This window comes from Sphingopyxis sp. 550A, assembly GCF_053569535.1.
This window is the reverse complement of the sequence record NZ_CM131615.1, coordinates 2,276,043-2,295,775: the sequence shown is the minus strand read 5'-3', so window position 1 is coordinate 2,295,775 and position 19,733 is coordinate 2,276,043. Positions and strand designations below refer to the sequence as shown.

General features: G+C 62.9%; 15 protein-coding genes. 10 read left to right on the top strand and 5 right to left on the bottom strand.

Going from position 1 to position 19,733, the window contains the following annotated elements; translation table 11 throughout:
• The first annotated feature begins 115 nt into the window (after window positions 1-115).
• The 3 genes from ACVENA_RS11090 (at window position 116) to ACVENA_RS11080 (ending at window position 5,913) form a co-directional block, all read left to right on the top strand.
• Window positions 116-1,660, top strand: coding sequence for an aldehyde dehydrogenase family protein (locus ACVENA_RS11090; RefSeq protein ID WP_449328840.1), 1,545 nt, complete (start codon window positions 116-118; stop codon window positions 1,658-1,660).
• A 198-nt stretch (window positions 1,661-1,858) separates the two neighbouring features.
• On the top strand, window positions 1,859-4,336 hold the full coding sequence (locus tag ACVENA_RS11085; RefSeq protein ID WP_449328839.1) for a TonB-dependent receptor: 2,478 nt from the start codon (window positions 1,859-1,861) through the stop codon (window positions 4,334-4,336).
• Between the two features lie 134 nt (window positions 4,337-4,470).
• A complete protein-coding gene (locus tag ACVENA_RS11080; RefSeq protein ID WP_449328838.1) occupies window positions 4,471-5,913 on the top strand; it encodes an MmgE/PrpD family protein in 1,443 nt (480 codons plus the stop codon).
• Window positions 5,914-5,917: 4 nt separating this feature from the next.
• On the opposite strand, the gene ACVENA_RS11075 is transcribed toward ACVENA_RS11080, so the two are convergent.
• The 3 genes from ACVENA_RS11075 to ACVENA_RS11065 are packed head-to-tail and all read right to left on the bottom strand — an operon-like array spanning window position 5,918 to window position 8,871.
• The gene (locus ACVENA_RS11075; protein ID WP_449328837.1) at window positions 5,918-6,763 is read right to left on the bottom strand and encodes an FAS1-like dehydratase domain-containing protein; all 846 of its coding nucleotides are present in this window, start codon (window positions 6,761-6,763) and stop codon (window positions 5,918-5,920) included.
• Window positions 6,764-6,766: 3 nt separating this feature from the next.
• Window positions 6,767-7,942 carry an acyl-CoA dehydrogenase family protein gene (locus tag ACVENA_RS11070; protein ID WP_449328929.1) on the bottom strand — a complete coding sequence of 392 codons (1,176 nt, stop codon included), beginning with the start codon at window positions 7,940-7,942 and terminating at the stop codon, window positions 6,767-6,769.
• An 11-nt stretch (window positions 7,943-7,953) separates the two neighbouring features.
• On the bottom strand, window positions 7,954-8,871 hold the full coding sequence (locus ACVENA_RS11065; protein WP_449328836.1) for an SDR family NAD(P)-dependent oxidoreductase: 918 nt from the start codon (window positions 8,869-8,871) through the stop codon (window positions 7,954-7,956).
• Between the two features lie 205 nt (window positions 8,872-9,076).
• Here ACVENA_RS11065 and ACVENA_RS11060 point away from each other — a divergent pair, with 205 nt between their 5' ends.
• On the top strand, window positions 9,077-9,826 hold the full coding sequence (locus tag ACVENA_RS11060) for an electron transfer flavoprotein subunit beta/FixA family protein (RefSeq protein ID WP_449328835.1): 750 nt from the start codon (window positions 9,077-9,079) through the stop codon (window positions 9,824-9,826).
• Window positions 9,823-10,752: an electron transfer flavoprotein subunit alpha/FixB family protein gene (locus ACVENA_RS11055; protein ID WP_449328834.1), complete on the top strand. Its 930-nt coding sequence runs from the start codon at window positions 9,823-9,825 to the stop codon at window positions 10,750-10,752. Before ACVENA_RS11060 ends, ACVENA_RS11055 begins: the two co-directional genes overlap by 4 nt.
• A gap of 2 nt (window positions 10,753-10,754) precedes the next feature.
• On the opposite strand, the gene ACVENA_RS11050 is transcribed toward ACVENA_RS11055, so the two are convergent.
• The gene (locus tag ACVENA_RS11050) at window positions 10,755-11,648 is read right to left on the bottom strand and encodes a LysR family transcriptional regulator (RefSeq protein WP_449328833.1); all 894 of its coding nucleotides are present in this window, start codon (window positions 11,646-11,648) and stop codon (window positions 10,755-10,757) included.
• Window positions 11,649-11,746: 98 nt separating this feature from the next.
• Between ACVENA_RS11050 and ACVENA_RS11045 the strand changes: the two genes are divergently transcribed.
• The 5 genes from ACVENA_RS11045 (at window position 11,747) to ACVENA_RS11025 (ending at window position 18,737) form a co-directional block, all read left to right on the top strand.
• Entirely contained in the window at window positions 11,747-12,658 is a 912-nt protein-coding gene (locus ACVENA_RS11045; RefSeq protein ID WP_449328832.1) for an alpha/beta hydrolase, read from the top strand.
• 537 nt (window positions 12,659-13,195) lie between these two features.
• Window positions 13,196-15,250, top strand: a complete 2,055-nt coding sequence (locus ACVENA_RS11040) for a hydantoinase/oxoprolinase family protein (RefSeq protein WP_449328831.1) — start codon at window positions 13,196-13,198, stop codon at window positions 15,248-15,250.
• 14 nt (window positions 15,251-15,264) lie between these two features.
• The gene (locus tag ACVENA_RS11035) at window positions 15,265-17,202 is read left to right on the top strand and encodes a hydantoinase B/oxoprolinase family protein (RefSeq protein ID WP_449328830.1); all 1,938 of its coding nucleotides are present in this window, start codon (window positions 15,265-15,267) and stop codon (window positions 17,200-17,202) included.
• Window positions 17,120-18,223: an NAD-dependent epimerase/dehydratase family protein gene (locus ACVENA_RS11030; protein ID WP_449328829.1), complete on the top strand. Its 1,104-nt coding sequence runs from the start codon at window positions 17,120-17,122 to the stop codon at window positions 18,221-18,223. The genes ACVENA_RS11035 and ACVENA_RS11030 overlap by 83 nt, the downstream gene beginning before the upstream one ends.
• 127 nt (window positions 18,224-18,350) lie before the next feature.
• Entirely contained in the window at window positions 18,351-18,737 is a 387-nt protein-coding gene (locus tag ACVENA_RS11025) for a hypothetical protein (protein WP_449328828.1), read from the top strand.
• A 24-nt stretch (window positions 18,738-18,761) separates the two neighbouring features.
• Here ACVENA_RS11025 and ACVENA_RS11020 read toward each other — a convergent pair whose 3' ends face one another.
• Window positions 18,762-19,613: an endonuclease/exonuclease/phosphatase family protein gene (locus tag ACVENA_RS11020; RefSeq protein ID WP_449328827.1), complete on the bottom strand. Its 852-nt coding sequence runs from the start codon at window positions 19,611-19,613 to the stop codon at window positions 18,762-18,764.
• Window positions 19,614-19,733: the final 120 nt, after the last annotated feature.

Here is a 19,733-nt window from a genome sequence, read left to right as displayed (position 1 = left end):
GGGAATGCCGAAGCTGCGATCACGCATTAGCTTCATCGCATAATGAGAGGCCATGGGCCTCGACACAAATGCGATGCGGTCATCTCCAGGCTGCTCGCGAAAGGGATTGGATCAGATGGCAACCGCCCCGATGTCTCCTGCTGCGACCGCGAATGGCCCGGCCACGAGCAGCGTCATGACGATGCGCGAGCGCTTCGGCGTCCGCCCGGGCAATCTCTATATCGACGGCAAATGGTGCGAGTTCGGCGACAGCCGCTACGATCAGATCCATCCCGCGACAAATGAGGTCGTCACGAGTTTTCTCGAGGCAGGGCAGGTGGGAGTCGATCAGGCGGTCGCCGCCGCACGGCGCGCATTCGACGACGGGCCGTGGCCCCGGATGGCGGCACGCGAGCGCAAGCGGATCCTGCAACCGATCGTGGACGCGATCTATGCTGCCGAGGAAGCGATCGCCCATCTCCAGACGCTCGATAACGGCATGCCGATCACCTTCAGCCAAGGCGGGCGGGTGTCGGGTCGCGTCGCGGGCGACATGTTCGACCATTATGCGGGCTGGATCGACAAGATCACCGGTGAGACATTTCCGCAATATACCGGCACCACCAACCTCCATTATATGACGTTCCGCGAGCCGATCGGGGTCGTGGCCGCCATCACGCCGTGGAACGGGCCGGTGATGACCTTCGCCATGAAAGTCGCTCCGGCGCTCGCGTGCGGAAACACGGTCGTTCTCAAGCCCTCCGAGCTGGCGGGGCTTGCCATCAGCAAACTGGCCGACATTCTGGCACAATCGGATTTGCCTCCGGGCGTGTTCAACCTCGTGACGGGCGGACCCGTGACCGGCGAGGCGCTTTCGACCCACCCCGGGGTGGACAAGGTCAGTTTCACGGGCAGCCCGCTCGTCGGCGAGAAGATCATGTCGGCTGCCGGCAGCAACATGAAGCGCCTGACCCTCGAACTTGGCGGCAAGAGCGCCGCACTTGTTTTTCCCGACACGCGCGATGTTCGTACCGCGGCGCGCAACCTCATGGGCCTTTGCTCGACCTTCCTGTCGGGTCAGGTCTGTTCGACCCCGACCCGCGCGCTCGTGCACCGGTCGATCGTCGACGAATTTGTTCATCATGCAAGCGAACAGGTGCGCGAGGTCCGCTTCGGCGACCCCTTCGATCCGGCGACCACCTCGGCGCCGATCATCTCGAAACGCCAGCTGGACAAGGTGCTCGGCTATGTGGCGCTCGGACAGGAGCAGGGCGCGAAGCTGGTGTTCGGGGGCGACAAGCCGGGCGGCGACCTTGCGGCGGGCAACTGGGTGAACCCCGCGCTGTTCGTCGATGTCGACAATGACATGCGCGTGGCACGCGAGGAAATCTTCGGGCCGGTCCTGTGCGTCATTCCGTTCGATGAGGAATCGGAGGCGGTCCGGATTGCCAATGACAGTGAATATGGGCTTTCCGGCGGCATTTACACCACCGACCTGACCCGGGCGTTTCGCGTCGCCAAGGCGATGCGCACCGGGTCGGTGGGCATCAACGGCTATTCGGTGATGCCGAACTCTCCGGCCGGCGGGATCAAGCGGTCGGGGATCGGCCGCGAGGGCGGCTGGGCGACAATCGAAGAATATACCGAGGCGAAGACGGTGATGCTCAATCTCGACGCCTGATGGCGGGCGCGACGGAGGAGGCATAGGCAGAAGCTTGTATCGAGTAAAAAATCTAACGGTGGATTGGTAGATTGTGAGCCGGGCTGGCTTCGAGAGGAGCAGCGCTGCGGATTAACGAAAAGACCTCATTGCGCGTGAGCGCCGGACCATGTCGTCGAAGATTGCGGCAGGCCGCTTGGGGACGGGAGGAGAGAGAGAATGACACTTCGTAATGTTTTTCGGCTGTCGGGCGCTGCGGTCGTGGCCCTCGCATGGTCGAATCTCGCGGCGGCGCAAGAGGCGCCGGTGGAGCCTGCATCCGAGGCAGCTCGGACGGGAGGATATGACGAGATCGTCGTCACCGCGAACAAGCGCGAGCAGAATCTGAACGACGTCGGCGTCACGGCTGCGGTTCTCGGCGGGGATGCCCTGCAGCAACAGAACCTCACCTCGCTCTCCGATATCGCAACCCGGGTTCCCAGCCTTTCCTACGCCGCAGCGCCAAACGGCACGCCGGTTTATACGCTGCGCGGCGTCGGCTTTTATGAAACCTCGATCGGTGCCTATCCCTCGGTCAGCATCTATGTCGACGAAATCCCGCTGTCCTTTCCCGTTCTGACGTCGCACTCGACCTTCGACCTCCAGCGCGTCGAGATTTTGAAGGGACCGCAAGGAACGCTGTTCGGCCAGAATGCCACGGGCGGCGCGATCAACTATATCGCTGCGAAGCCGACCGACAGCTTCGCCGCCGGCGGTTCGCTGACCTACGGCCGTTTCAACCAGGTCGATGTCGAGGGCTTTGTCAGTGGTCCTCTCGGCGCCGGGCTTTCCGCCCGTCTGGCGGGCCGCGCCGAATTCGCCGACGGCTGGCAGAAGAGCAGCAGCCGCCCCGGCGACACGAACGGCAAGGTCGAGAATTATATGGGGCGCTTCCAGCTTGCGTTCGAGCCCTCGTCGTCTGTGCGTTTGTTGCTCAACCTCAACGGCTGGAAGGACAAGAGCGAGACGCAGGCCGCCCAGCACATTGCTCTGCAATTCCAGAACGAGAATATCGGCGTGCCGTTCGGCTTCCCGGCAGGCGCTTTTCGCGACCCCGCAGTCGTAGCGGCGCCCTTCTCGCCCGGCGGGGCACGCGCGGCCGACTGGTCGCTCGGATCGAGCCTGTTCGGGCCCGGAAAGATACCGTTCGCCGACAATGATATGTGGCAGGCGTCGCTTCGCGCAGACTTCGACATCGGCGACTTCGGAACGATCACGTCGCTTTCTGCCTACACAAAATTCAGACAGCGGCAGGGCAATGACTCCGACGGCCTGCCGCTCAATGCGCTCGATGTTCCGCTGACGATCGGCCGGATCGAGACGATCTTCCAGGAGCTGCGTTTCGCCAACAATCCGCAGAACCCGTTTCGCGTCGTCGTCGGCGCCAATTACGAGAAGGACAAGGTCTATCAGGAACTGAATATCGACTATTTCAACTCGTCCGCGAGGGTCGGCTTCGGTTCGCTTTACGGCTTCCCCCTGAGCGTCGACAATCTCGCCAACGACCAGCGGATGCGCAACTACGCCTTCTTCGGCAACGTCGAATATGATCTTCTCGAAAATCTGACCGTGAAAGGCGGCATTCGCTATACCAATGCGCGCAACAAGGCGAACATCTGCCAAAGCGATCCCCAGGGACCGCCCTATCCATTCGGGAACGTAATCAAATTCTTCGGCTCGCTCTATTCCGGCCAGGCCTTCGTGCCCTACGCTCCGGGCGAGTGCGTCTCGATCAACGTCAACTCGGAATCGCCGGCCAATCCCGCGGTCGACTATCTCCCCTATGGCGGCACGGGTGCGTACATCAGCACGCTTCAGGAAGATAATGTCTCCTGGCGCGTCGGCGCCGACTACAAGGTCACGCCGGATACGCTGCTCTACGTGAACGTGTCCAAGGGTTATAAGGCCGGCAGCTTCCCGTCGATCACCGGCTCCACCCTCAACCAGTACGAACCGGCACGGCAGGAATCGGTTCTCGCCTATGAAGGCGGTATCAAGGCCACGCTTCTCGATCGGGCGCTGCAGCTCAATCTCGCCGGCTTTTATTATGACTATGCCGGCAAGCAGCTGCGTACGAAGCTCACCGATCCGACCTTTGGCCAGCTCGACGTGCTTCGCAACATTCCGAAGTCTTCCATCAAGGGCTTCGAACTCGAGATGACGATGCGCCCTTCGGACCATCTGGTGTTCAATGCAGCCTATACCTACCTCGATGCGAAGATCGATCGCTTCGTCGGCACCAATGCGGGCGGCGATACCGGGGTCGATTTTGCAGGGACGCCCATCCCCTATACCCCGAAGCATCAGGTCGCGTTCAGCGGAAATTACAACCCGCCGATCACGTCGAACCTCAACCTTTTGCTGGGCGCCACGATCAACTACCGCTCCGAAACGATTGCGACGCTCGGCGGCGACGTCAACCCGTCGACGATCAACGCCGCTTCGACCAATTGCGTCTATTGCATCGGCAACTATGCGCTGATCGATGCCCAGCTGGGCGTCGAGGACAGCGACGGAAAGTGGCGCGCCTTCATCTGGGGCAAGAATATCGGCAACAAATATTACTGGTCGAACGTCGTGTCGGGCTACGACACGGTATCGCGCTTCGCCGGGCGGCCCGCGACCTACGGCGTGACGCTCAGCTACAATTTTCGCTGATCGGCCAAAAAGTGGAAGGAACCGCGCGGAAGACGGCCGCGCGGTTCCTTTTGTCCCTCACCAGGGGGAGTGCGCGGAACGTCCCGGCGCATTATCCACGGAGCCAAGCGAATGATCGCGTTGGGAGAGCGGCCGTGTCCGGAACGATTGTCGAAGAACTGGCAGCCTTTGCCTCGGGCACGCGGCTGGCCGATCTTCCCACCGAAGTGGTCGAAGACGTCAAGCTCATCATCCTCGACTCTATCGGCTGCGCACTCGCGTCGACCGAACAGCCGAAGGGCAAGGCCGGGATCGACTATGGTCGGCTAACCGGCGGTAGGTCCGGCCCCGCCACCATCATCGGAACCGGCGATAAAGTGTCGATCTTCGGTGCAGCCTTCGCCAACGGCGAACTCATCAACACGCTGGACATGGACGCGATCCTGCCGCCGGGACATGTGTGTCCCTATGTTCTCCCGGGCGCGCTCGCGATGGCCGAACAGGAGGGCGCAAGCGGAGCTGCCCTCATCGAGGCGGTCGCCCTGGCGCATGAAATGTCCTATCGGCTTGGAAAGGCGATGGACTATCTGCGCGATACGCAGGACGGCAAGGTCTTGCCGCCCGAAATCTATGGCTACAGCAGCACGGTCTTCGGTGCGACCGCCGCAATTCTCAAGGTCAAGGGTGCGGCGACCGAGACGATAGCGCACGCCCTGGGCATCGCGGGATGCATCGCCCCCGTGCAGTCGCAAGCCGCCTGGTTCCAGCATGCGCCGAGTTCGACGATCAAATACCTCCAGGCGGGCGTCCTGACGCAAGCCGCGTTCAACGCTGCCCATATGGCCGAGTTCGGCCACCGCGGCGACCTGATGGTCCTCGACGACCGGCAATACGGCTTTCCGCGCTTCATCGGTACGAAGCGGTGGGAACCGGGGCCCATCACCGACGCCCTCGGCAGCGAATGGCGCTTTCCGGCCGAGCAGGGGTTCAAACCCTATCCGCATTGCCGCATTCTGCATGCGTTGGTCGATGCGATGACCGAAATCCTCGACACGCATGACATCAAGCCGCACGAGATCGAGCATATCAAGGCTTATGTCGAGGGGTTCGTCGAGCAGCCAGTATGGCTCAACCGCGAAGTGACGACGGTTCACGATGCGCAGTTCAGTATCGCGCACGGTCTTGCCGTCGCGGCGCATCGCGTGAAGCCCGGTAAGGAATGGATGGACCCGGACCTCGTGTTCGGAAAGTCGGTCATGAGCCTGATGGACCGGGTCACGCACGAAGTGCATCCCGATTATGTGAAGCTTCTGACCGGCAACGCGGCCAGCCGACCGGCGATTATCGAGATCACCGCGCGCGGTGAGATGCATCGCGGCGAGCGGCGCTTTCCGCGCGGCAGCAAGGCGCCCGAGGATGGTATTGCGCTCACGGTCGACGAACTGGTCACCAAGTTTCGCCACAACGCCGCCGGCGTCATTCCGGACAGCCAGATCGACCGCCTGGTCGAGGGACTCATGGACCTCGAACGCTGCCGCGACATACCGGGTCTGATGGCGGCGACCGCTCCCGCCTCGCGGACCCAGGCGGCCGCCTGACCCGCTAGCAGGAGGCGGACGCCTGCATGACCTGCCGCCCGTCGCCGGCGAACGCGGCGAGTTCGAGATCCTGCTCGCCGCGCAGGACGAGGTGAAGCGGTTCGCTGGAGATTGCGGGAGAGAGGCCGCGGAACGCGAATTGCCGCAGCCGGTTATCGCCAAGGCGGCGCCGCGCCAGATCGAGAAGCATCGTCGCAGTGAGCGGACCCTGCACGACGAGCCCATGGTAACGCTCTTCATTGCGGGCATAGGCGAGATCGTAATGGATGCGATGGCTGTTGAAGGTCAACGCCGAGTAGCGGAAGAGCAGTGCCTCCGACGGACGGATTTCGCGATGCAATTCCCACGATGCCGGATCGAAACTGCCGTCGCCGACCGGGGGCGCGAGCGGTGCATCGGGGGGCGCAGCCTCGCGATATACGATCGACTGGGTTTCGCGCAGCAGGGTCTCGCCGTCGGAACGGGTGTCGTGCTCGACTTCGACGAAAACGAGGCGCCCCGATCCTCCCGACTTTTCGGTAACTGAAGCGATGCGCGAGACACGTTCGACAGCGCGCCCGGCGCAGAGCGGCGCGAGAAACTCGACCTTGCTCGCTGCCCACATCCGGCGGGGCAGCGGAACGGGCGGCAAGAAACCGTCCGGGCCGCCGTCGCGGCGCGGATGTCCGTCCGGCCCCAGGGCCGTTGTCGGTGCGTCCGGGGTCGCGAGGCACCAGTGGAACCCTTGCGGAACCTCGTGGCTACCGGTTCCGGGCCGATCGAAGGTCGCGAGCCAGCGCACAAGCTGTGCGGCCTCGACATGGTCGTGGCGCGTCTCGCTGCGTCCGATCCAGGCATCCCAGTCGTTCATGAGTCAGGCCGCGGCCGCAAATTCGCGCAGCATATGCTTCGCAATCTGGAGCTGCAGGATCTGCGTCGTGCCTTCATAGATGCGATAGAGACGGGCATCGCGGAAGAAACGCTCGGCGTCATACTCGGCCAGGTATCCGGCGCCGCCATAGATTTGGACCACGCGATCGACGACCCGGCCGCACATTTCGGTCGCGAACACCTTGAACGCTGCCGCCTTGCGCAGGACATTCTCGCCAGCATCGGCACGGCGCGTGACGTCGGCCATCATCGCCTCGGCGGCATAAATTTCGATCTCGCTGTCGGCGAGCATCTGCTGGATCAGCTGGAAATTGGCGATCGGTTCGCCGAAGGCTTTGCGCTCGGAGGCGTAGCGGATCGCGCTGTCGAGCGCACGGCGCGCATAGCCCGTCGCCGCTGAACCGACCGAGATCCGTCCCGTATCGAGGCTCATCATTGCGAAAGCGAAGCCCTTTCCGAGCTCGCCGCCGAGCAAGGCGTCCTCGCCGACGCTGACGTCGTCGAGGATGATGTCGGCGATCTGGCTGCCCGCCTGTCCCATCTTCTTGTCGGGCTTGCCCACGGATACACCCACCGTGTCCATCGGCACGATAAACGCCGATACATGGGCGTTTTTCGGCAGATTGTCCTTGGATGTGCGCGCCATGATCAGCGCTACCTTTGCGAACGGGGCATTGGTGATATAGCGTTTGGTGCCGTTGAGCACCCAGCCATTATCGGTTTGTGTTGCAGTCGTCTGCAGCCCCGCCGAATCCGATCCCGAGCCGGGTTCGGTCAGCCCAAAACTCGCGATGTCGCCTGCGGCGATCCGTGGCAGCCACTCGGCTTTCTGCGCCGCCGTGCCGCCATTTTTGATTGCCGCGCAGAACATCCCTGTGTTGATCGTTACCAGCGAGCGAAACGCGGGCATCGCATAGGACAGGGCGTTGATGGTACGCGCATATTGCGTCACGTTCAGCCCCGCGCCGCCATGTTCCTCGGGCGTCGTCAACCCGAACAGGCCCATGTCGCGCATCTCGGCGACGATGTCGGCCGGGATCTCATCCGCTTCGATGATCGTCTTCTCGGCCGGCAGCAGCCGCTCGCGGACATAGCGCTGCAACTGCTCGATGAACTGCTCGAAGATATCCTCGTCCATGCCCGGATTGGCGCTGCCCATCATTCTGCTCCTCAAATCGGATCATAGGGGAAGACATGGGCCGACACTTCGTCGGCGCGGGCGAAGCTCGGGCGGAACGCCGGAAGCAGTTCACCTGCAATGCTTTCGGGAGTCCAGCCCTCGAGCTTGGCCATGGAGCGGATCGGGCGCGGCTTCGAGAAGAGCAGAATCTCGTTCTTTCGTACCGAGAATATCTGGTTCGATACGTCTTTCGCCGCGTCGGAAATGAGGAAGGATACGAGCGGCGCGATTTTGTCAGCCGACATTTCCTGCATGCGCTTCACGCGCTCCTGCTGCTCGGGCGTATCGGTCGGAAGCGACGAGGTCATGCGGCTCCATGCGAAGGGCGCGATGCAGTTCGAGCGCACGCTGGCGCGGGCCATGTCGAGCGCGATCGATTGTGACAAGGCGACGACGCCGAGTTTCGCGGCCGAATAATTCGCCTGGCCGATGTTGCCGATTAGGCCGCTGGTCGAGGTGAAGTGCACGAAACTCCCCGACTGCTGCTCACGGAAATAGGGTGTCGCGGCCTTCGAGACGTTGAAGACGCCGGTCAGATTGACCTCGATGACACTTTTCCAGTCCTCGTAGCTCATCTTGTGCCAGATGGTGTCGCGAAGAATGCCCGCATTATTCACTACACCATCGATGCGACCGAAATGCTGGACGGCATCTTCGATGATGCTGGCAGCTTCTTTCGGGTCGGCAACATTGCCGAAATTGGCGATCGCCTTGCCGCCGGCCGCAACAATATCGTCGGCAGTCGTCTGGGCCGGTGCTGCGTCGCTGCCATCGCCCGCCTGCGCGACGCCCGGATCGTTGACGACGACGGCCGCGCCCTCTGACGCGCAATGTAGCGCAAGTTCGCGGCCGATGCCGCGCCCTGCGCCGGTGATCGCAACCACCTTGCCTTCGAGACAATTCGCCATTTCACTCTCTCCCGAACGATTTCGAATGCGCGACTGATAAATGCAGACGTCGGCTCTCGCCAGCGCGGGGCCTCCCGCCATAGGGTTTCCCTATAGGGCAGGGAGTATGAGGCGGCGCATGGTTGGACAGGGGCGGGGCAGGATGGCAGTTGGCGCGCTCCGAAAAGGGTTGGCGCCTGATCGCCCACTCAGCAGGGAGATGCTCATGAAAATCCTCGTCCCCGTGAAGCGGGTGCTCGATTATAACGTCAAGCCGCGGGTCAAGTCCGACGGCACCGGCGTCGACCTGGCCAATGTCAAAATGTCGATGAACCCGTTCGACGAGATCGGGGTCGAAGAAGCGATCCGCCTGAAGGAAAAGGGCGTTGCGACCGAGATCGTCGCCGTCAGTGTCGGCCCGGCGAAGGCGCAGGAAACGCTTCGCACCGCGCTTGCGATGGGCGCCGACCGTGCGATCCTCGTCCAGACCGACGACGACGTCGAACCGCTCGCGCTTGCGAAGATCTTCAAGGCGATTGCCGATGCCGAACAGCCCGGCCTTGTCATCCTCGGCAAGCAGGCGATCGACGGCGACAACAACCAGACCGGCCAGATGCTCGCTGCATTGACCGGCTGGGCGCAGGGCACCTTTGCCAGCGCCGTGAACGTCGAGGGCGACAGCGTCAGCGTGACGCGCGAAGTCGATGGCGGTCTCGAAACGGTGAAGCTCAAGCTTCCCGCGATCGTCACCACCGACCTTCGCCTGAACGAACCGCGCTACGCCTCGCTGCCGAACATCATGAAGGCGAAGTCGAAGCCGCTCGATACCAAGTCGCCGGCCGATTACGGCGTCGACACGACGCCGCGCGTCAAGACGGTCAAGGTTTCGGAACCGCCCGTCCGCTCGGCCGGCGTCAAGGTTGCCGACGTCGATGAACTGGTTGCCAAGCTCAAAGCGATGGGAGTGCACTCATGAAAACGCTCGTTTGGGTCGAACATGACGGCAGCGCCGTCAAGGATGCCACGCTCGCCGCGGTGACCGCCGCCTCGAAGCTCGGCGAAGTCCATCTGCTCGTCGCCGGTGCCGGCGTCGACGGCGTAGCCAAGGCTGCTGTGCAGATTGCGGGTGTCGGCAAGGTCCACGTCGCCGACAATGCCGCTTTCGGTCACAACCTGCCCGAGAATATCGCGCCGCTCGTCGCCGACCTCATGGGGTCGCACGATGCGTTCGTCGCGCCCGCGACGACCACCGGCAAGAATATCGCGCCGCGCGTCGCCGCGCTGCTCGACGTGATGCAGATTTCGGAAATCCTGTCGGTCGAGGGTCCGAAGACCTTCACCCGCCCGATCTATGCCGGCAACGCGATCGCGACCGTCGAGAGCAGCGATCCGAAGCTGGTCCTCACCGTCCGCGGCACCGCCTTCGAGAAGGCCGCCACCTCGGGCGGTTCGGGCACCGTTGAAGCCGTATCGATCGGCGGCGACGCCGGCCTGTCGAGCTTTGTCGGCGCCGAAATCGCCAAGCAGGATCGTCCCGAGCTTACCTCGGCCAAGATCATCGTGTCGGGCGGTCGTGCGCTGGGCTCGAGCGAGAAATATCAGGAAGTCATCGTCCCGCTCGCCGACAAGCTCGGTGCCGCGCTCGGTGCTTCGCGCGCAGCGGTCGATGCGGGCTATGTTCCCAACGACTATCAGGTCGGCCAGACCGGCAAGATCGTCGCACCGGAAGTCTATTTCGCGATCGGCATCTCGGGCGCGATCCAGCATCTCGCCGGAATGAAGGATTCGAAGACGATCGTCGCGATCAACAAGGACGAGGATGCCCCGATCTTCCAGGTCGCCGACTTCGGCCTCGTCGCCGATCTCTTCAACGCGGTTCCGGAGCTACAGGAGAAACTATAGCTTCAGGCGCGGTAGCGCACCGCCTTGACGAAGGCGGCTAGCGCCGGGGTTTGTTGCCTGCGGCTCGGATAGTAGAGGTGAAATCCCTCGAATATTTGTCGCCAGGGCGTCAGCACTTCGACCAGCTGGCGGCGCTCAATCTCTTGTCGCACATAGTCGAGAGGGAGATAAGCCAGGCCGCAGCCGGCGGCCGCGGCATCGCGCACCTGCAGGATGCTGCTGAACACGAGTTGCCCGTCGACCTTGACCTGCTCCTGCTGCTTTCCTTTCCGGAACGTCCAGGTGAAGAAGGCTCCGTGCGTCGGCAGCCTCAGGTTGATGCAATTGTGCGCGACCAGTTCGCGCGGCGATTTGGGGATGGGATTTCGCTCGAAATATGCTGGCGTCCCGACCACGGCCATCGGGACGTCGGGGCCGATCCGCACGGCAATCATGTCCTTGGCGATCAGCCCGCCGCGCCGGACACCAGCGTCATAACGGTCGCTCACGATGTCGGCGCGCCCATAGTCGGTTGTCAGCTCGATCCGGATGTCGGGATAACCGGGAAGGAACTTCTCGATCGCGGGCCATAGCACACTGTGCGCCGCATATTCGTCGGCGGTGATGCGAATCGTGCCGGCCGGACGATCGCGCAAGTCGCTCAGCGATGCGAAGGCGCGATCGATCTCGCCCAGCGAAGGTCCGACGTCGGCAAACAGCCGCTCGCCTGCGTCGGTCAGGCTCACGCTGCGTGTCGTGCGCGAGAAGAGCCTTATTCCCACACGTTCTTCCAGCGACCTGATTGTCTGGCTGAGCGCGGACTGGGACACGCCAAGCCTCGCCGCCGCGCGTGTGAAACTGCCTTCCTCGGCAACCGCCGTGAAGGCACTGAGGTCGCGAAGATCTTCGCCCTTCATTCATTAGCTCCGCTTATTTTAATATACCGATTATAGTATCTAATCGACGATGTCACCACGGCCTATTTTGTTCGGTAATTCATGCAGGAGTTTTGAACATGAAATCGGTGACCTTTTCGAACGGCAGCCTGACGCTGGCAGGAAATCTGCACCTCCCTCCCGATTTCGAAGAGGGCAAGCGCTATCCCGCCATTGCGTGCGTTCATCCGGGTGGCGGCGTGAAGGAGCAGACCGCCGGCCTTTATGCCGCTCGTCTTGCCGCCGAAGGCTTTGTGGCGCTTGCGTTCGATGCCTCCTTCCAGGGCGAAAGCGGCGGCGAACCGCGGTCTACGGAAAACCCCCATGCGCGCGTGGAAGACGCCCGCTCTGCCATCGACTATCTTGTGACCCAGGATTTCGTCGATCCGGATCGTGTCGGTATCCTCGGCGTGTGCGCCGGGGGCGGATATGCGATCAATGCCGCGATGGCCGATCGGCGCGTGAAAGCGGTCGGCGGCGTCAGCACCGTCAATATCGGCGACATGTTTCGCCGGGGCTGGGATGGAACGGGCGATATCGGCCAGTCGCTCGCCTTGCTCGAAATGGGATCGGCGCAGCGGACCGTGCGCGCGCAGGGCGGTGAGGGCGACAATATTCCTTTCTCGCCCACCAGTCTCGATGGCGTCGACGATCGGGACATGCGCGAGGCCTATGATTATTACCGGACTCCCCGGGCGCAGCATTGCAACGCCCCGGGATTTTTTCCCGCGAGCAGCCTGGTGCCGCTGGTCACCTTCGACGCCTTCCACCTCGCCGACAGCCTTCTCACCCAGCCGTTGCAACTCGTTGCGGGCAGCGATGCCGGGTCGCTGTGGTTCAGCAAGGATATCCTCGCAAAGGCCGCAAGTGCCCAGAAGGATCTCCATATCGTCGAGGGCGGCACGCATCTGGCATTGTACGACCAGCCTGCGGCCGTCGACGAGGCGATGGCCAATCTGGCGCCCTTCTACAGAAACCATCTCGCGGCCTGAGGGGGCGCGGGAAGGGGCCTCACATCATCTATGCGGCGCGCCTCGGTACGAGGTCGCGCCGTCATCCGGGACGGCACTGTCCCTCTTAATGGGGAATGTGCCGGTGCCGGGCAGCAACTATCCCGTAGGCCACAGGGGCGCGCGCCAGTTCGGCGGCGCGCCCCGGCTTGATGAGGCAGCATAATTGCCTTGCGCTCGGGAGAGGTCGGAGAAATGGCAAGACTATATGTGGCAGGGCTTCCTGCCGACCCCGTGACTGTCTCGGACCGCGATGCGGCCAATGTTGTCGTTGCGGGCGTCTAGACCGATGGTTTCCCATCGCGTCACGAGCCCGCCTCTTGCATTGCATCGCGAACCGGTGCGCGGACAATGCCCGGCCTGCGAAAGCGAGAGCCTCCACAGCTACCCCGTAAACTCCGAGGGAGGCTGGTTTCAGGCTGTCAAATGCGATCGCTGCCTGCACTCGGTCAGTCGAGAACGCGGGCCACGCCTCGGGCCCATCAGCCTGCTTTCCGATTTAATCAAGGATGCGGCCCGATGATCGCGGTCGATGTGGGCGGTACCTTCACCGATGTCGTGTCGCTTCGCGGCGGGAAGATCGAGACGGCCAAATTGTCGACTGACTATGGCGACGTCACGCGTCCGATCATAGAGGGGGCGTCGCTTCTCGGCGCTGCGGACGCTGCGCTGTTCAACCATGCAAGCACGCACGGTCTCAACGCTGTCATCACCCGCAAACTTCCCAAAATCGGCTTTCTGACCACCGAGGGCCATCGGGACATTCTCGACATGGGCCGTGTATGGCGCCCGGCGTCGGCGATCCTTGATCCGCGCTGGCGGAGAAGCTTCGGCGACGCGGCGCGTCCTCTCGTTCAGCGATATCTTCGGCGCGGCATTCGCGAGCGCATGCTGGCCGACGGATCCGAGCTTTTTCCGCTCGATGAAGACCATGCCCGCGAGCAGATCGAATTGCTGGGCCGATGCAAGGTTGAAGGCGTCGCGATCTGCCTCATCAACGCCTATGTCGACAGCCGTCACGAACTGCGGCTGCGCGAGCTCGTGGCGGAAATTCTCGGAGACATTCCCTGTTCGATTTCGAGCGACGTCTCACCGCTCGCTCGCGAATATGCCCGTGCGTCGACGACCATCGTCGATACCTTCATGAAGATCATCTACGGCAGCTACACGCAGCGGCTCGAAGCTGGTCTTGCTGCGGCCGGGTTCAAGGGCGAGCTCAACTTCGCGGATTGCGCCGCAACGCTGGTGCCCGTCGAGCGGGCGATGGAACGGCCCTACCGGATCGTCTTCTCCGGCCCGTCGGCCGGAGCAGTGGGAAGCGCGCATTTCGGCCGCCTGATCGATGAACCCAATCTGTTGTGCGCCGATGTCGGCGGCACGTCCTGCGATATCAGCATCGTGACCGACAGCGCGCCGTTCGTGAACACATCGTTCGAACTCGAGCACGATCTGATCGTCAACTCGCTCGCGATCGATGTATCGGCGATCGGAGCAGGGGGCGGCAGCATCGTCCAGATCGGGCGAGCCGGGGAGATTGAAGTTGGCCCCGAGAGCGCGGGATCGACACCAGGCCCCGCCTGCTATGGCCGGGGCGGCGCGCGGCCTACGACCACCGATACATTTCTCATGATCGGCATTCTCGATCCCGGCAAGTTCGCCGGCGGAGCGATCCAGCTCGACCGGACCCTGTCCGAGCAGGCCTTCGAAAATCTGGATTGCGGCTTCTCGCTTTCGCAGCGGGTGCGCTACGCTTTCGAAATCGCGACCAACAATATCGCCGAAGGTCTGCTCAACGTCGCAATCAAGAATGGCGTCGATCCGCGCGACTATAGTCTGATGGCCTATGGCGCCGCCGGGCCGATGCTGCTGACCGGCGTTCTCGACGCACTCAAGTGCAAGCAGGTTATCGTTCCGCCGAATCCCGGCCTCTTCTCGGCGCTGGGACTATTATCCGCGGACCAGGTCTTCAGTTCGAGCCGCAGCCTCTACGCCATGCTGACGCCCGATGTCGCCGGGCAGATCGACGATCTTTACAGCACGATGGAAGAGCAGCTTCGCGGCGAACTTGACGCGGGGGCAGCGGTCACCTTCGAGCGCAGCTTCGACGCGAGGCTGGCCGGGCAGAGCTGGGAGACGCCCTTCGTTCCGGCGCCCGACGGCAAGATCGATGCGGCCGCGATCGAAACGATGCTGGCGACATTTCACGACACCTACGAACTGCGCTCGGGCAATCGCTTTCCGGACTTTCCGGTGCAGGGCGTCGTCTTTCGCGTACGTGCCGTGTTGGACACGCCCAAGGTCGAATATCCCGAGGCGGCGGTCCGCGACCCGGCGGTAGCGCTGATGCCGACGCGCACGGTGACGCTACGCTACCTTGGCGACCTTGAGGACGCGAGCGGCGAGGGGCGCCGGGAAGCGCAGGTATTCGATCGCGCGGCGCTTTGCCGTGACGACCGCATCGAGGGTCCGGCGCTCATCGAGGAGGGACTGTCGACCACCCATGTCGGTGCCGGACAATATGCCCTGGTCGGCCGCTATGGTGAACTTCTCATTCGTCGGAGCGAAACGCTGTGAAGATGATGGAAAAGATGCAAACGGGGAGCTCGACCGTGCTGCTCCGCAATCTCCCCGACGGCGAATTTGCTGCGCGTTACAAGTGCGACCGGTTCACGGCATCGGTGCTGCTCAATCGGCTTCGCTTCGCCGTCGAACATATGTCGACCGGCTTCATGCGGGAGGCCTTCTCGCCGATCATCCGCGACTGGTATGATTTTGCCTGTACCATCAGTGGCCCGCCCGAGATGGACTATCCGATGCCCGTGGTCAGCAACAGCCTGGTCGTCTTTCTGGGGACGATGGGCGATGCGGTCCGCAACAGCGTTGCCGAATATACGCCCGAGGCGCTGCAGCCCGGCGACATCCTGATCTGCAACGATCCCTATCGTGGCGGCACCCACGTCAACGACGTGTTGTTCGTACGACCTGTCTTCTTCGAGGGTGAACTCGTCTCCTTCGTGAACATGCGCGCGCATCAGCTCGACATCGGGGGCACCGTGCCCGGCGGATTTTCGGCCACGAAGCGCAATGTCTATGAAAATGGGCTGGTGATCCCCCCGATGCTGCTCTGGTCGGCGGGCAAGCCGGTGCGGTCGACGTTCAGCCTCATCTTCGATAATTCGCGCTTCGGCGGCCTGCTCCTGCCCGACTTCTACAGCATCGCGCACCAGCTCGAACTGGGTGAAAGCCTCGTTCTGGAGAATATCCGCCGCTATGGCCTCGACGCTTATCGCGGCACCCTGGAATATGCCTGCGACGCATCGGCGGAGCGCATGCGCATGGCCATCGCGGGGATACCGGACGGTGACTATGAGGGCTCGGCCCTCATCGATGCCGATGGCGTCGACGACACGCTCGATTATCGGGTGGTCGTCACGCTTCGCAAGCGCGGACATCACATCGAGGCCGATCTCTCGGGCACGTCGGCACAGGCACGCTCTTCAATCAACTGCGGGATCCTCGATGCGAAAACCGCCGTGGGCGTGGCGTTGACGATCCTCCTTGACCCGGAAGCGCCTTTCACCTCGGGGACGTGGCGCGATATCGACCTCGCCGCGCCGCCGGGGACGATTTTGACGTCGCTTCCGCCCGAGGGCGCCATCATGATGTTCTGGGAAAGCAGCGGCGCGCTGGTCGCAGCGATCCTCGACGCGCTCAATCCGGTTCTCGGCGAAAATGCCGTCGGCGGCGACTATGGGTCGACGAACACGCATAATGCCTATGGGGTCCATGCCGACGGTACGCCATGGGCCAATGTGTGCCAGTGCGGCGGCGAACATGGGCCTTGGGGTGCGACGAAGGATAGCGATGGCGACAGCTATACCGTTCTCCTGACCCTCAACAATCTCGACCCGGCCACCGAGTCCATCGAGGCGGACACGCCCGTCGTCGTCCTCCGCAAGGAACATGCGATCGACACGGGGGGCGCAGGGACACGGCGGGGCGGGGCGGCCAACCTCAAGGACACGCTCTGGCTCACCGACGCCGAGCATTACAGCTCCCCGTTCCGGACCCGGGCGCCGAGCGGCGTCGGAGCCAATGGCGGCGAACCTGGACCTTGCGGTGCCGTGTGGTTCTTTCCACCCGAGCAGCAGGGGCTCACGGGACTGCTGGCGACAGGCGCGGACGTTTATGGATCGAGCGTTCCCGTGGCAGGTGTCCTCGACCCGGAAACCAGGTCGCTCGATCCCGAAGACGGTAAATATCACTATTATGCGAGCGAGCCGGTCTGGAAGACCGCGCCCGGGACGATCTCGCGCTACATTACCAACGGCGGCGGGGGGTGGGGGGCGCCCTTCGATCGGGATCCGGCAAACGTCCTCGCCGACGTTCGCAATGAATATGTCAGCATCGAGCGCGCGGCGCGCGACTATGGCGTGGTGATCCTTGGCGATCCGCAGCACGACCCCGAAGGGATATCGATCGACGAAGACGCGACTGCGCGCCTTCGCCGCGAATATACTGCGTAAACCGCAAATCCGGAGAATTGAAATGCCTGCGATAAAGGATCAGAAATTCGTCGTCGTCGGCGGGGCGAGCCTACTGGGATCGCACATAGGCGAGCAGCTTCTTGCGGCTGGCGCGCGCGAAATCATTCTCCTCGACAATCTCGCGCTGGGATCGACGGATAACATCGATCATCTGTTGGACGATACGCGATGCAGCTTCGTTCGCGGCGATATCCTTCGCCTGAACGAACTCTATGATCCGTTTGAAGGCGCAGCCGGCGTCTTTGCGGTTGCGGGCTTCCTCGCCGCGCCGATCATGGCGAACCCGTGGATGGGGATCGACGTCAACATCCGCGGTATGCAGAATGTGATGGAAGCATGCCGGTATCGGGGCGTGAAGAAAGTCGTGTTCAGCTCCTCTGTGGGTGTCTACGGCGCGGTCGGAGACGAACCGAACAGCGAGGATTCTCCTTTGCGTTGGGGGGGCATGCAGCCCGGCGTCATCATTTACTGTGCCTCCAAGGTTATCGGCGAGGGCATCGGGCGGCTCTACGAACAGCAACACGGTATCGAGTTTCTGGGGCTTCGCTATTCGGCAATCTACGGCGAGCGCCTGCACAAGCGGGCGCTCGATGCGACCCGCATGGTGGAGGCCTATGAAGCCGTGCGTGCAGGACGCGCGCCGGTTATCGAAGGCGATGGCAGCGGCGTCCAAGATTATGTCTATGTCGGCGATGTCGCGCGGGCCAATCTGATGGGCATGGAAAGCGCGGCCACTGGCCTCGGCCTCAACATCGTGTCGGGCGACGATACGTCGCAGCGCGAGATCGTCGAGTTGATCATCGCTGCCGCCGGCTCCGACATGAAGCCTGAGTTTCGCGTTGATCCGACCCGGCTCGCCCTTCCTGTTTCGCACAAGCAGGGGTTCAGTCGCAAGGCAGCCGAAGACCATATCGGATGGACGCCGCAAGTCACGATCGCCGAAGGCATCGGACGCGTGGTCGCATGGTTTGACAGGCAGAATTCTGAAAAACAGTACTAGGGTCATGACTCGTTGATTTGATGTGACGGTTGTGATCCAGGCTCGCGATAAGGGGCCTGGAAGATGAATGATTTGTTCTGGCTTACGGACGAGCAGATGGCGCGTCTTCAGCATCGAGGAGGCTCCAATGACCGCGTCAGATCGATCGGCAGGCGGCGAAAACGGGATCCCTGCCGACCTCGCGCCGGGGCTCGACCTGTTCGCCGCGGCATGGCTCGAGAAATTTTGCGAGATCGGCGGCTCGGTTCATATGGGCCCGGACGGCAAGGCGCTCTTCGGCTGGGCCGAATATAGCTGCAGCCGTTTCTACAGCGAGCCCTCAGCGGAGCTCTCCGAGGCCGACCAGCGGCGCGAGCATGCCTTTCGCGGCGCCGATTATAATGGGCGGATCAGAGCTTTGATGGACCTGCTCGAAACGCTGCCGCAAGGGGCCGAAGCGGTGAAGGCGCATATGCGTCTCCACGGTATGCGCCATTATATAGGACCAGTCGGGCCGCGCCCGCCGGCGAACTGAGGCCGGCCCCGCACCGGTGCCATATTACCGGCGCAGCGTCACCGCTATCGGGCAATGGTCCGAATAATGTTTCTCGCCCTCCGCATAGCGCGTCTCGGCAAAGGCGAGCATATCGGTAGCGGCGCGGCGATCGAGCGCGATATGATCGATGAAGCTGTCGTAGCGCGGATCGCATTCGGGACGTATGCCTTCATCGGCTAGCCGAAGATCGCTGTTTGCCGGTTCGCCATCGTCGATCTCCGCCCAGACCCGATCACCCGGGAGGGCGAGGCGCCGGTTCCAGTCGCCGAGAATAGCGAAGCGGGCAGGCCCTTTTGCGGCCGCATCGATCCACGTCTCGAGCGCAGGTATCTGGTCCAGCAATATCGGGCAGGCCTTGGCGGTATCGCCGGCGAAGCAACCCGATTTGAGGTGAACGCCGAGCAGCCGGATCGGCTCGCGCCCGGCGGGCTTCAGCAGGATATCGATGCCCGACCGCAATTGCTCGTTGCCGCCCATCAGCGAGATCACATCGGCGTTGCGATCGAAGGCGATACCCTTGCGGACGGCAAAGCCCACCGCCTGGCGGATGACCGTCTGCTCCGGATATTTGCCGCCGCAGGTGCCGCCCGGGTTCCACGGCCTGCCTTCCATAACGATGGTATAGCGGCGCGGATCGAACACTCTCGCCGCCGCGGCGGGATTTTCCGCCTCCTCGAAGGCGATGACATCGGCGTCGAGCCCGTCGGCGATCCGGCGCATCGCCCCATAGTCGGCTTCGGTGCGGGGATTGCATCCCACCCCGTCCTTCTCGGCGAGGAATTCGAGATTCCAGCTTGCGAGTTTGAGCGGACGGTCGACCGGCGCGGACGCGGCAGGCGGCGCGGCGGTGGGCACGCATGCCGAAAGTGAGAGGGCGACAGCGAAAGCAAGCGATATCGGTGATTTCATCGGTCGCTTCTGGGCTCGGGACCGGCAGCGTGCAATCGCAGATGATGCCGTGCCATGCGAAATGCG

Excerpts from the sequence above, each read along its gene's own strand:
- ACVENA_RS11045 (WP_449328832.1), top strand. The coding sequence starts at position 11,747 with ATGAAATCGGTGACCTTTTCGAACGGCAGCCTGACGCTGGCAGGAAAT.
- ACVENA_RS11090 (WP_449328840.1), top strand. The coding sequence starts at position 116 with ATGGCAACCGCCCCGATGTCTCCTGCTGCGACCGCGAATGGCCCGGCC.
- ACVENA_RS11085 (WP_449328839.1), top strand. The coding sequence starts at position 1,859 with ATGACACTTCGTAATGTTTTTCGGCTGTCGGGCGCTGCGGTCGTGGCC.
- ACVENA_RS11050 (WP_449328833.1), bottom strand. The coding sequence starts at position 11,648 with ATGAAGGGCGAAGATCTTCGCGACCTCAGTGCCTTCACGGCGGTTGCC.
- ACVENA_RS11075 (WP_449328837.1), bottom strand. The coding sequence starts at position 6,763 with ATGAACGACTGGGATGCCTGGATCGGACGCAGCGAGACGCGCCACGAC.
- ACVENA_RS11065 (WP_449328836.1), bottom strand. The coding sequence starts at position 8,871 with ATGGCGAATTGTCTCGAAGGCAAGGTGGTTGCGATCACCGGCGCAGGG.
- ACVENA_RS11025 (WP_449328828.1), top strand. The coding sequence starts at position 18,351 with ATGACCGCGTCAGATCGATCGGCAGGCGGCGAAAACGGGATCCCTGCC.
- ACVENA_RS11040 (WP_449328831.1), top strand. The coding sequence starts at position 13,196 with ATGATCGCGGTCGATGTGGGCGGTACCTTCACCGATGTCGTGTCGCTT.
- ACVENA_RS11055 (WP_449328834.1), top strand. The coding sequence starts at position 9,823 with ATGAAAACGCTCGTTTGGGTCGAACATGACGGCAGCGCCGTCAAGGAT.
- ACVENA_RS11035 (WP_449328830.1), top strand. The coding sequence starts at position 15,265 with ATGCAAACGGGGAGCTCGACCGTGCTGCTCCGCAATCTCCCCGACGGC.
- ACVENA_RS11070 (WP_449328929.1), bottom strand. The coding sequence starts at position 7,942 with ATGGGCAGCGCCAATCCGGGCATGGACGAGGATATCTTCGAGCAGTTC.
- ACVENA_RS11060 (WP_449328835.1), top strand. The coding sequence starts at position 9,077 with ATGAAAATCCTCGTCCCCGTGAAGCGGGTGCTCGATTATAACGTCAAG.